This window comes from Rheinheimera sp. ATLC3 (genome assembly GCF_059429535.1).
This window is the reverse complement of sequence record NZ_CM182103.1, coordinates 4,055,599-4,067,501: the sequence shown is the minus strand read 5'-3', so window position 1 is coordinate 4,067,501 and position 11,903 is coordinate 4,055,599. Positions and strand designations below refer to the sequence as shown.

The following is an 11,903-nucleotide window of genomic DNA, read 5'->3' as shown; positions in this document are numbered from 1 at the left end:
GCCTACCCCAGGCGCGGATCCGTTTCATTTATCATCGCTTGCTGTCGATTACTGTTCGCAAAAGTTAGCAACGCAGGATAGTCATCCAGCTCAATAAGTTCACGAAACAGGGTCCAATCAATCAGGCTGTATAATGACATCGCAACGTAGTCCCAGCTGGCAAACTCGCCGTTGGCGGCCTGCTGCTCTAATACAAACAGGGATGTTGCCACCCGTTCACGTTGCAGATTAAAAAACAGTTTATCGTCATTGGTATCAAAACCACTGCGGTTACACTGCAGCAGCATCACCAGAGAATCGTTGACTGCGTTAATCACCGTCAACTGGTTTTCCTGATACCAGCTCAGGGCAGCTAATCCCAGCTTAGCTGCGAGGTAACGGTATATTACACCAGAGTCGAAGATAGCACGGTCGCCGTCTTCCAGCATGGGTATACGCAGTGCAGGGTTAATAGCTGCAAGCGTCTCACGTCCAGCTCCTGAGAAAATGTTTAAATTAACAAACTCATGCGGTGTACCGGCCAGCAGTAGGCGGATCCGCCGTACATAAGGTGATGTTTGTGAACCATAAAGTTTCATGCTTGCTCCTTAACAGGCGCCGGAGCGCGTAAAGATTGGATACTAAAACCGCTGACCAGCGCAGTACCGACAATGACAGAGGCGGCACCTGCCAGCGTATGCCAGCCGATCTGTTCATGCAAAAAGATATGGCCCCACAGTACGCCAAATACCGGGATCAAAAAAGTCACGGTAAGGGTTGGCGTTGCGCCTAAATCCTGTACCAAACGAAAGTACAACAGATAGGCAATACCGGTACAAACAATGCCAAGCGCCAGCACAGCCAGTAAGCTGTGGTTTGCCGGCTCCGCAACCGGCAACGGGATAAACCATAACAATGGCAGTAGCCATAAACTGGCGCCCCACATACTGCCATGAGCGTTGATAAAAGCCGGCACCGGCTTCGCCAGCCGGGTGTACCAGGTTGCAATACCGTAACAGCAAGCCGCGCTGGCAGCAGCGACGATCGCCGGAATAGCTGAAGCATCCGACACCACGGCATCAAAGCCAACAAGCACGGCAACACCCACTATACCCAAAACCAGCCCTGCAGCCAGTCGCAAAGACATTGTCTGGCGAAAGAACAGCCAGCCGATAACAGCGCCCCATAAAGGCGCAGTGGCATTCAGTACGGCAAGCAACGAGGCCGTTAATGTCTGTGCAGCAAAGGCAAACAATAAAAACGGCAGAGCGGTATTGAAAAAGCTCAGTATCATAAAATGTGCTGCATGAGCCCGAAGTGGCAATCCGCGTTTTAACACCAGCGCAACCAGCGCCAGAAAGACAGCTGCCGACAATACCCGGCCAAACATCAACCAGGCAGGCCCGAGCTCCGGCACGGCAATTCGCATAAACAAGAAAGAAGCGCCCCAGATAGCCGCAAGAGATAACAAACGAACGATACTACCAGGCCCCAACTTTGCCTCCAAACAGTGTTTTTAACCAATTATGCTGTAAACAGGCGGAATTATTTACAACACCACATTGCCAAGCTATGCAACTTTATTGCATAATCATCCCGCTTCATTTTTGCTTTATAGCTTTCGGCCCACGTTTTTGCGTGGGCTTTTTACTTTGCAGGCTGCACAGCTCAGCTTTTGTCATCATGACCAATTCGACTGGCTACTGCGCCCGTTTGTTGCTGATACTTTGCATCCAGACGTTTGTTATAAGGTCGCTCTGCCGCACCTGTCATCAGTTCAAAGTTCAGGGCACCAATTTTCATTTTTGGCCGAAGCGCCAGCGGCAATTTCCCACTGTTATAAAACTCCAACACAATGTTGCCTGACCAGCCCGGGTCAATACGATGTGCGGTAACATGTACCATCAAACCCAACCTCGCCAGTGATGAACGGCCATCAAGCCAACCCACGATATCAGCGGGCAGCGTGACGGACTCCAGCGTCATGGCCAGTGCCAGCTCACCGGGGTGTAGAATAAATTTATCGCCGTCCGCGATGTAAATTTCGTCACTCATCACACTGTTGAGTGCTTTGTCTACTTCGGCTCTTGGGCCACTTAAATCGATATAGGGTGCGGCATGCGCCTGAAAAACACGGAACTTGTTGCCAAGGCGGATATCCACACTGACGCCGCTGATCATATCGGTGTCTGGCATAGGCTCAATTTTAATTTTACCTTCAGCTAAATGGCGTTCTATATCGCGGTCACACAATCTCATCTTAATCGTCCGTTATAATAATTTCAGGCTGGCTTGCCTGCTGTACAGAGGTTTGCCAATGTAAAGCCAGTATCAATTGCCGGCTGATTGTACGGTAAATTTGTGCCACTGGCTGCTCTTTTAGTACAACAGGCATGCCCAGATCAGCCTGCTCGCGGATTTGCTTTTGCAGAGGTAACTGGCCAAGTACCGGCACCTGGTAACGCTCAGCCAGCAACACGCCACCTTCTGTGCCAAAAATATCATCACGTGCGCCACAATGACCACACAGATAAAAGCTCATATTTTCAATCAGGCCGGCAATTGGAATATTAACCTGGCGAAACATACTGATGGCTTTTTGCGCATCAGCAAGTGCAACATCCTGTGGCGTCGTGACCACTACCGCAGCAGTAACAGGCAGCTTTTGCGCCATGGTCAGCTGAATATCCCCGGTGCCGGGCGGCATATCAACAATCAGATAATCCAGCTGTGGCCACAACGTTTCATTGAGTAGTTGTAGCAGCGCCTGACTGGCCATTGGCCCGCGCCAAACCGAGGCCTGCAAAGGGTCAACCAGAAATCCGATAGACTGAAGGTGCACGCCGTGGGCAAATTTAGGCTGCATCAATTTGTTATCCGGCGAGGTAATTTTCTCTCCGCTTAACCCCAGCATTGTCGGTATAGACGGGCCGTAAATATCCGCATCCAGCAATCCCACTTGGGCCCCCTCCAGCGCCAGAGCTGCAGCAATATTCACGGCAGTAGTTGATTTACCCACTCCTCCCTTACCAGAGGCTATCAGCACGATATGCTTAATATTTTTAAAGGCAGCATCCACTTCTGACTGGTAGCCAATTTGCACCTTGTATGCAAAGCCTGCATCGTGAAGCGCTTGCTGCAACGCAGCAGTTACTGACGCCAGTGGTAGTTTTAACTGAACCTGCAGTACATTTTTATTCAAGCTGACAGTTTGTAATATTAACGATAACGGCGCACCGCTTTCAGGTAGTTGCCATTGCTGTAACCAATGCAGCAGTGCTTCGGGTACCGACTCAGATTTGGAGGATTTAAACCAGTTGAACATCAGAAATTCCAGAATCAGATTTTAATGCGTTTTTTTACCGGATCCACTGGATGGCGGGTGCGGATCGATGGCAGCTAGTGTATCATTTAGCGAAATTTTTTCAGTTATTTATGTATAAGAGCATCGTTTAATGTCGACACGGAAAATTCTTGTAACCAGCGCTTTACCCTATGCCAATGGCCCTATCCACCTCGGTCACTTACTGGAATACATTCAAACCGATATCTGGGCCAGGTTTCAAAAAGCCCGCGGCCATGAATGTTATTACGTCTGTGCTGATGATGCGCATGGCACACCAATTATGCTCAAAGCGCAGGAACAAGGCATTACACCTGAGCAAATGATTGCCAAAACCAATGTTGAACACCAGGCTGACTTTGCCGGTTTTGCTATTGGCTTTGACAATTACCATTCGACACACAGCGATGAAAACCGTGACTTTGCCAGCCAGATTTACAACAAACTTAATGCTGGTGGTTATATCAAACGCAAAACGATCAGCCAGCTGTTCGACCCGCAAAAGCAGATGTTTTTACCTGACCGCTTTGTTAAAGGCGATTGCCCCAAATGCGGCGCATTAGATCAGAATGGCGATAGCTGCGATGTCTGTGGTGCAACTTACAGCCCGACAGAAGTGAAAAATGCCCGCTCTGTGGTGTCCGGTGCCACGCCGGTACTGAAAGACTCTGAGCATTATTTCTTTGATTTACCGGCTTTTGGTCAGATGCTGCAAGACTGGACCCGTAGCGGCAGCCTACAGGATGAAATGGCGAATAAACTACAGGAATGGTTTAAAGACGGCCTGCAAATGTGGGACATTAGCCGTGATGCGCCTTATTTTGGCTTTGAAATTCCCGGGGCGCCTGGCAAGTTTTTCTATGTCTGGCTGGACGCGCCTATCGGCTATCTGGCCAGCTTTAAAAACCTGTGCGATAAAAAAGGTATCGACTTTGACAGCTTCTGGCAGTTGGATTCCGACGCCGAGGTTTATCACTTTATCGGTAAAGACATCATTTATTTCCACAGCCTGTTCTGGCCAGCTATGCTGCATGGCGCCGGTATGCGTAAACCCAATGCTATTTTCGCGCACGGCTTCGTGACAGTAAATGGCGCGAAAATGTCAAAGTCGCGCGGCACTTTCATTAAAGCCCGCACTTATCTGGATCATTTAAACCCGGAATACCTGCGCTACTACTTTGCGTCAAAACTCAGCAGCAGCATCACCGATCTCGATTTAAACCTGGATGATTTCAGCCAGAAAGTGAATGCGGACTTAGTCGGCAAAGTAGTCAATATTGCCAGCCGCTGTGCCGGATTTATCACCAAACGCTATGATGGCAAATTATCTGCAAACGTGGCTGAACCTGAGCTGCTGGCCGAATTTACTGCTGCAGGCGAAAGCATCGCCGACAGCTTTGAAAAACGCGAGTTCGCCCGTGCAATCCGTGACATTATGGCGCTGGCTGATAAAGCTAACCAATATATTGATGCGAAGGCGCCCTGGGTACTGGTGAAAGATGACAGCAAACAGCAAGAAGCGCATGACGTCTGTTCAATGGGTATTAACCTGTTCCGGGTATTGATGCACTACTTAAAGCCTGTGCTGCCATTAATGGCCAGCGAAACTGAAGCCTTTTTAAACAGTGAGCTGAGCTGGAGTACCTATCAGCAGCCGTTGACCAATCATGCAATTAATCCGTTTAAAGCCTTAATGCAACGCGTTGAGCCGGCAAAAGTGGCCGCTATGCTGGAAGCATCAAAAGAGAATTTGCAACCGGCGGCGGAAAAACCGGCTACAAAAGCAGCAAAAACAGAAAAGCCCGCCAGCGGCGAGCGCGAGCCGATTGCAGAGACCATCAGTATTGATGATTTTGCCAAAATTGATCTGCGCGTTGCCCGTATCGTTAAAGCAGAGGCCGTTGAAGGTGCCGACAAACTGGTGCAACTGCAGCTTGATATTGGCGCAGGTGAAGTGCGCCAGGTTTTCGCCGGGATAAAAGCTGCCTACAGTCCCGAGCAACTGGAAGGCCGCCTTACCGTAATGGTTGCCAACCTGGCTCCGCGTAAAATGCGTTTTGGTTTATCTGAAGGCATGGTGCTGGCCGCCGGCCCCGGTGGCAGTGAGTTATTTATTCTGTCACCTGATGAAGGCGCTGAACCGGGTATGCGCGTCAAATAATTATTCAGGCAGCCTGGGCTGCCTGCTTTTTTTGAAAGGCAAAGGATGACCAGTAAACACCCTTACCGCAGTTTCACCGCATTATTTCTGACGACCTTGCTGATGTTGGTTGCGCAGGGCTCACTGTCAACCTACCTCGGCTTATCACTGGCTCAGCAGCAGGTTGACTCTGTCTGGATTGGTGCTCTGATGTCGTGCTATTACCTCGGATTGGTGCTGGGCTCTAAACTGGGTCATAAGGTTATTGCCAGAGTCGGACATATCCGGGCTTTTGTGGCCAGCGCTGCTATCGTCAGTGCCTGCGCCATGACACATGTTTTAACATCGCAGCTGGAAGTCTGGCTGTTGATGCGGATCATCGTCGGTATGGGCATGATGTGCCAGTACATGGTGCTGGAAAGCTGGTTGAACGAACAGACTGAAAGTTCGCAGCGCGGCACGGTGTTTGCGTTTTATATGATTACCTCTTACCTCGGCATGATTGGCGGGCAGCTGATGTTAAGCCAGTTTCCCGATTTGGGTATAGCACCACTGCTGATTATCAGCATGTGTTATTCGCTGTGTATAGTGCCCATTGCGTTGACCACACGCATTCACCCCGCCCCTTTGCAGCCGGCGCCGCTTAAAGTCTTTGTATTTTGGAAGCAAGTGCCGCAGTCGCTGACGGCAATTACTGTAGCAGGGTTGATGGCAGGATCTTTTTATGGTTTGGCACCTGCTTATGCCGCCAGTAAAGGTATGCCGACAGAAGAGGTGACGTTATTTATGTCGGTGACTATCCTGGCAGGGTTGCTGGCTCAGTGGCCGATGGGCAAGATCTCAGATCGTATACCCCGTAGCCGCATTTTACGGTTTAATGCTGCCGCACTGACGATGCTTACGCTACTGATCGCAATACTGCCATTGACGGGTATCATGCTGCTGATAGCAACATTTTGCTACGGCGTTCTGGCATTTACGCTTTACCCCATCGCATCTGCATTTGCTAATCAGAATGTGGAGCAGAATGATCGTGTCGCACTTTCAGCGACAGTCTTACTTACCTTTGGTCTTGGAGCCTGCTTTGGGCCATTGCTCGCGTCGACATTAATGCAGCTGATTGGCCCTTCGATGTTATATGCCTTTATCAGTTGTTGCGCCTTTACGCTGTTCCTGCGCCTGCTAAGAGTCAATTACACGCAAAAGCAAGTAAAACGCATGATGGACGAGCAGCAAAATGCGCAGTTTAAAATGGGCTCGGGCGATTTAGTGTCCTCCCCTCTTGCCGCCGCACTTGACCCGCGTGTCGACGAAGACACGGTAGCTGCACAAATGCTGGATGAAGACTTTGTTGCCGCCAGGCAGCAGGTGCCCGCTGGCTACGATGAAGATATTGAACAGCTAACACCGGACGATGGCTTTGATGATGCCCCTACAGCAGACAGCGAGACAGAGACACAGCGGCCAAGTGATTAAGGCCGCTTCTCTTAGTTACTGTGCATCACCACTTTATTCCACAGATTCTGGTTTTTCAGATAAGAAAAGTACTCGTCCGGATGCCAGCACTTGGGCAACAATGGCATATTCTTGCGTTCTTCAAAATTTGATACCAACTTGCTTAGAATTTCAAGCAGCCTCTCTTCACTGATTTTCTCCAGCTTTTTCCGTGCTTGCGGATAATAAAGATTATTCTCTGCACTTATCACACACCCCTGTGCAGAAACGTTGTAGGTCAAGTTTCGGGTCACCATACGACATATTGGCTGTTTGATGTCAGCCGGATACAAGCCCGTTACAATGGCATACTCGTAGCGATCCATATCCTGCCGGTCAGAGTCTTTCGGTATGTAGGTGACGCCAAAACCTTGCGGAAACACACCGGTAATACTGATCAGCGCATCTACCGCGACTTTACTGTACACGCCTTTTTCTACGCCTTTCTCTAACACCAGTGTCACTTTAGGTAAGGTGTCATAAGCAAAACTACTTTTCGTTGACAGTACTACAGAGGTATAAATCTGCGGAATTTTCAGTAAATTACCAATACCATGCTCAGGTTTTATAGCGCTTTTCAGCAATGACAGCATAAAATTCTGTCGCTCGGCTTCCAATTTAATAAAACTGTCCCGCTCCGCTTTAGAGTTACCGGTGTATCTGCCAAGTCCAAGGCCCTGGGTGACAAACTTCAGACTTTCGCGGTAGCTGATTTGCAATAACGCCATCCGTTCATCATTATCCAGCACCCTGAACTCGTCAGCGTTGCCATCAGGCCCTTTTAAAATAGCCAGAGCATCCGGATGGCAACTGCCGATATCCTGCAGTAGAGCCGCCATCAGCAGCGGGATCTGTACATCATCACGAAACGGTTGATACTCGTCCTCTGCCACAGTGCCTTTGGACGCATTGTAACGCTGTTGCACATAGGCATTGTGCAATTCGCCGTCTGTTAGCAGTTTATCCAGTAAACGCAGAGACAATACCGCTTTATAAAGATGTTTGCTTTTTTGATTGCTGCTGGCAACGTGCTTGCCTTCGGTGGGCGACAATAGCTGGATCGTACCGAGTAATTTCGCGCTGAGTACCGCAGTTTCGTCCTGAGCCTCGCCCTGACAAAGGTTAAGTATTTCCTGGCATATCTGCTTTAAAACAGAATAACGCTGCCAGGCTTCCTCTTCTCGTGCTTGCACAAACACCTGCTTTTCGCTCTGGGCCTGCTGCAGGTTACGCTCGACCATAGCCAGATCGCGTTTACTGACCTGATGCTGACGGTTCTCATACAGATAAACTTGCTGTTCAAGCTCGGTTTTTTCGGCTTGTTGCTCCAGTGTTTGTCGGAAATACTGCTGCGCCTGCTCATATACTGAGTCTGCCACCGGGGTGTTATCATAAATACGGTTTATCAGCGCAGACACTAACTTGCTGTAAGTAGATTTTCCTATGGTACCGAGTGTCATTCCGTTATTGCTTCCTGAACATATACAATGAAAGCAGACAAGTATCGTAAAACTCGCCTGTTAAGTGTTTAATATTAAATCAGAATGTTAGAACAAGCTTGCCCTTGGTGCTATTACTGGCCATTAATTGATGCGCCTGTTCTGCCTGGTGCCAGTGAAATTGTTGCTGCAACACCGGCTGTATCTGCCTTTGAGCAAGTGCCTGGCCATATGCCTGATAAAAAGCCTGCGTTAATCTTGTTTTATAACTGTTCGTACGATTGCGCAGCGTAGAGCAGATTATCTGACCACGCCGTTTAAATAACGGCGCCATATCTAAGTCTGGCACGTCACGCCCTGCCATCATCGCATATATCACTATCTTGCCATCCATTTTAAGCAGCGGGATCTCACGGCGAATATAGTCACCGGCTACAGGATCCAAAATGATATCCACACCGGCCGGCCAGTGTTCAGACAATGTCAGTGCAAACTCCACATCTTTGTAGTTTATCAGTATATCTGCACCAAGCCTCTGACATAACTCAAGTTTATCATTGCTACTCGCGGTAACTGCAACCTTGCAACCTATCGCCTTTGCAAGCTGCACTGCTGCGGTACCCACGCCACTGGCACCCGCGTGAATAAGCACATGCTGGCCCGGTTGCGTATTGCCTATACTACTGAGCAACTGATATGCCGTTAAAAACACCTCGGCGGTGGCGGCTGCTTCCGCCATCGAATACCCTGCAGGTACCACCATAGCATGGCCAGCGTGCAATAACGCATATTCGGCGTAGCCACCTCCCGGTACCAGACCAAACACCGCTTTGCCCAGCCAGCTTTTATGCTGAGGCCCTGCGGCAATAACCACACCTGCGACTTCAAGCCCCAGAATGTCACTTTCACCCTCAGGAGGAGGGTAAGCTCCCCGGCGTTGCATCAAATCAGCCCGGTTTATGCCCGCTGCGGCCACTTTAATAAGCAATTGTTCAGGGCCGGGTTGAGGCAGTGGTCGTTGTTCGATCGCCAGCTCACTGTCTTTTCCGGGGTTAACTACAGTAACCGCCTGCATCATCGATGGAATTGTCGCCAACTTTCGCTCCTTTCATTCGCAGCTATACACCGCCCTCTGGTAAATACCGGACAAGACAGAAATTATGCTTTAGCTTTACGCACAGCTTCACTACAATGCGGCCTTTAGTCTAGCACAGTGTATCGTCAGCCATGAACCAGCCCATAGTCTCATCTGTTTTACCCCGTCTTATGTTGCAGGAAACCAGAGAGAAGTCGCTTAAGCGCTTGCATCCATGGATTTTTTCTAAAGCGGTAAAATCGGTAAGCGGTAAACCGTCAGATGGCCAGACAGTGGAAGTTGTCAGCAGTAAAGGAGAATGGCTGGGTTATGCCGCGTACTCAGCGCAGTCTCAAATCCGGGCACGCGTCTGGAGTTTCAACAAAGATGAAGTCGTCGATGAGGCCTTTTTTTTACGCCGTATACAGCGTGCGTGGCAGATGCGGACCGAGTTGTTCGATTTAAACCAAACAACAGGCTTACGCGTGGTGGCTGCCGAGTCTGATGGTTTACCGGGCGTCACTATCGACAAATACAATGATGTCCTGGTATGTCAACTGCTCTCTGCCGGTGCTGATGCCTGGCGGGATGCTATTGTTGCGGCGTTAAAAACGCTGTTTCCTGCACATAGCATTTACGAGCGTTCTGATGTGGATGTCAGAAAGAAAGAAGGCCTACAGGCTGTAACAGGCTGGCTGCATTTACCACGTCAAAGTGGCGAAGTCATTATCAAAGAACATGGTATGTCGTTATTGGTAGATGTTGTTCAGGGCCACAAGACCGGATTTTATCTGGACCAACGGGCCAGCAGAGCAGCAGCCAAACGCTATGCCAACGCTAAAGATGTACTGAACTGCTTTAGTTACACCGGAACCTTTGGTGTAGCTGCGCTGCAAGGCGGCGCATTATCGGTGACCAATGCTGATTTATCAGAGCTTGCCCTTAGCACTGCGCGCAAAAATGCGGAACTTAATCATCTGGACTTGTCAAAGCTCGATAATGTTAAGTTTGATGTGTTCAAACTGCTGCGGCAATACCGTGAACAGGGTAAACAGTTTGATATGGTGATCCTGGATCCGCCAAAATTTGCAGAAAGTAAGGCTCAGCTACCCGGCGCCTGCCGTGGTTACAAAGACATCAATATGGTGGCAATGCAGATTGTTAAACCCGGTGGTTTGTTGCTGACATTTTCCTGCTCTGGGCTGATGGATGACGGTTTGTTCCAGAAAATTGTTGCCGATGCCGCTGTCGATGCTAAGCGTGACTGTTTATTTATCGAAAAGCTGGCTCAGGACAGCGACCACCCTATCGCCAGTTTTTACCCGGAAGGGAGCTATCTCAAAGGCCTGGTGTGTAAAATCTATTAAACACAGTAGTTTTTCACATGGTGCCAGCGATACTTATGCGATAAGCTGGCGCAATATTGACACCAAAGGAGAAACAAATGAAAGTTCTAGCTCTGTCATTAGCACTGTGCGCAGGCTTTGCCAATGCCGCTACCTGGCAACTTGATAACGGGCAATCCAGCCTGCATTTTGTGTCGGTGAAAAATGACTTGGTTGCCGAAACACATGCATTTCAAACGCTAAACGGTAGCTGGGATGAAAAGGACGTTTCTGTCACTATTCCTGTGAGCAGCATGCAAACCAATATCCCTATTCGAAATGACCGGATCTGGCAATATGTTTTGCAGGCAGAGCAATTTGCCACTATTCAGATTAAAGCCCCCCTTACCAGTGACAGTATTGCCGCACTGACGGCCGGTAACTCTGTGGTGCAGGATATACCGCTGACGGCAACCATTGCCGGTCAAAGTGCGGTAGTCAATGCAAAAGTGCGGATAACTATGTTAAATAGCAGCACCTTGCAAGCCGCAACGGAAGCCCCCGTAATGCTGGATACTAACCAGTTTAAACTGGGCGCTGGTATCGCAAAATTACAGGAGCTGGCCGGGCTGAAACGTATTGACCCTATGGTACCGGTAACCTTTAGCGTTCGGTTCTCAAAGTAATAAATGATAAAGCATAAAAAAAGCAGCTGAACGCTGCTTTTTTTTATGCTGATACCTGGTATTACCGGACTAATTTAACTCCATAAATGCCAAGCCCAACTGATAAATATCTTCACTTTCCTGACTACAGCGCATTACTTTAGCACTGGCATCCAGCGGGGGAATACTGGCATTCGCTGATTCCAGCCTGACACGGATCAACGTCCCCATCTCTAGCGGTTCATCAACTTCAACAGACATGCCAGACGCACTAAGGTCACGGCAAACACCATCTATCGTCCGGCCAGTTTCCGGATCATTTATCATCAGCTTCACTTCGGCATTGACCATCATCCTGAAATAATGCCGGTTATCACCCTTTGTCAGCATAACGCCTCCCTCAACTACGTCAGCGTTTAGTTATAGAACTTTCCACTGCTGCT

General features: G+C 49.1%; 11 protein-coding genes. 4 read left to right on the top strand and 7 right to left on the bottom strand.

Annotated features, from left to right (window positions below):
- Positions 1 to 2 precede the first annotated feature (2 nt).
- The 4 genes from AC5SV9_RS18980 to apbC all read right to left on the bottom strand — a co-directional run bounded on the left by AC5SV9_RS18980 (position 3) and on the right by apbC (position 3,304).
- On the bottom strand, positions 3 to 578 hold the full coding sequence (locus AC5SV9_RS18980; RefSeq protein ID WP_475150735.1) for a glutathione S-transferase family protein: 576 nt from the start codon (positions 576 to 578) through the stop codon (positions 3 to 5).
- Positions 575 to 1,474, bottom strand: a complete 900-nt coding sequence (locus tag AC5SV9_RS18975) for a DMT family transporter (RefSeq protein ID WP_475150736.1) — start codon at positions 1,472 to 1,474, stop codon at positions 575 to 577. The genes AC5SV9_RS18980 and AC5SV9_RS18975 overlap by 4 nt, the downstream gene beginning before the upstream one ends.
- A 173-nt stretch (positions 1,475 to 1,647) precedes the next feature.
- Positions 1,648 to 2,238, bottom strand: a complete 591-nt coding sequence (dcd, locus tag AC5SV9_RS18970; RefSeq protein WP_475150737.1) for a dCTP deaminase — start codon at positions 2,236 to 2,238, stop codon at positions 1,648 to 1,650.
- Between the two features lies 1 nt (position 2,239).
- A complete protein-coding gene (apbC, locus tag AC5SV9_RS18965; RefSeq protein WP_475150738.1) occupies positions 2,240 to 3,304 on the bottom strand; it encodes an iron-sulfur cluster carrier protein ApbC in 1,065 nt (354 codons plus the stop codon).
- A 130-nt stretch (positions 3,305 to 3,434) separates the two neighbouring features.
- On the opposite strand from apbC, the gene metG reads away from it, so the two are divergent.
- Both metG and AC5SV9_RS18955 read left to right on the top strand, forming a co-directional pair.
- A complete protein-coding gene (gene metG, locus AC5SV9_RS18960) occupies positions 3,435 to 5,483 on the top strand; it encodes a methionine--tRNA ligase (RefSeq protein ID WP_475150740.1) in 2,049 nt (682 codons plus the stop codon).
- 45 nt (positions 5,484 to 5,528) lie between these two features.
- On the top strand, positions 5,529 to 6,938 hold the full coding sequence (locus AC5SV9_RS18955) for an MFS transporter (RefSeq protein WP_475150741.1): 1,410 nt from the start codon (positions 5,529 to 5,531) through the stop codon (positions 6,936 to 6,938).
- An 11-nt stretch (positions 6,939 to 6,949) separates the two neighbouring features.
- On the opposite strand, the gene AC5SV9_RS18950 is transcribed toward AC5SV9_RS18955, so the two are convergent.
- Positions 6,950 to 8,416 (bottom strand): hypothetical protein, encoded by a 1,467-nt coding sequence (locus AC5SV9_RS18950; RefSeq protein WP_475150742.1) that lies wholly within the window; start codon positions 8,414 to 8,416, stop codon positions 6,950 to 6,952.
- A gap of 79 nt (positions 8,417 to 8,495) precedes the next feature.
- Positions 8,496 to 9,491: an NAD(P)H-quinone oxidoreductase gene (locus AC5SV9_RS18945; protein WP_475150744.1), complete on the bottom strand. Its 996-nt coding sequence runs from the start codon at positions 9,489 to 9,491 to the stop codon at positions 8,496 to 8,498.
- 131 nt (positions 9,492 to 9,622) lie between these two features.
- Here AC5SV9_RS18945 and AC5SV9_RS18940 point away from each other — a divergent pair, with 131 nt between their 5' ends.
- The gene (locus AC5SV9_RS18940; protein ID WP_475150746.1) at positions 9,623 to 10,837 is read left to right on the top strand and encodes a class I SAM-dependent rRNA methyltransferase; all 1,215 of its coding nucleotides are present in this window, start codon (positions 9,623 to 9,625) and stop codon (positions 10,835 to 10,837) included.
- A 77-nt stretch (positions 10,838 to 10,914) separates the two neighbouring features.
- A complete protein-coding gene (locus tag AC5SV9_RS18935; RefSeq protein ID WP_475150748.1) occupies positions 10,915 to 11,481 on the top strand; it encodes a YceI family protein in 567 nt (188 codons plus the stop codon).
- 69 nt (positions 11,482 to 11,550) lie between these two features.
- Here the strand turns inward: AC5SV9_RS18935 and AC5SV9_RS18930 are convergent, their stop codons facing one another.
- Positions 11,551 to 11,850 (bottom strand): PilZ domain-containing protein, encoded by a 300-nt coding sequence (locus tag AC5SV9_RS18930; RefSeq protein WP_134055156.1) that lies wholly within the window; start codon positions 11,848 to 11,850, stop codon positions 11,551 to 11,553.
- Positions 11,851 to 11,903: the final 53 nt, after the last annotated feature.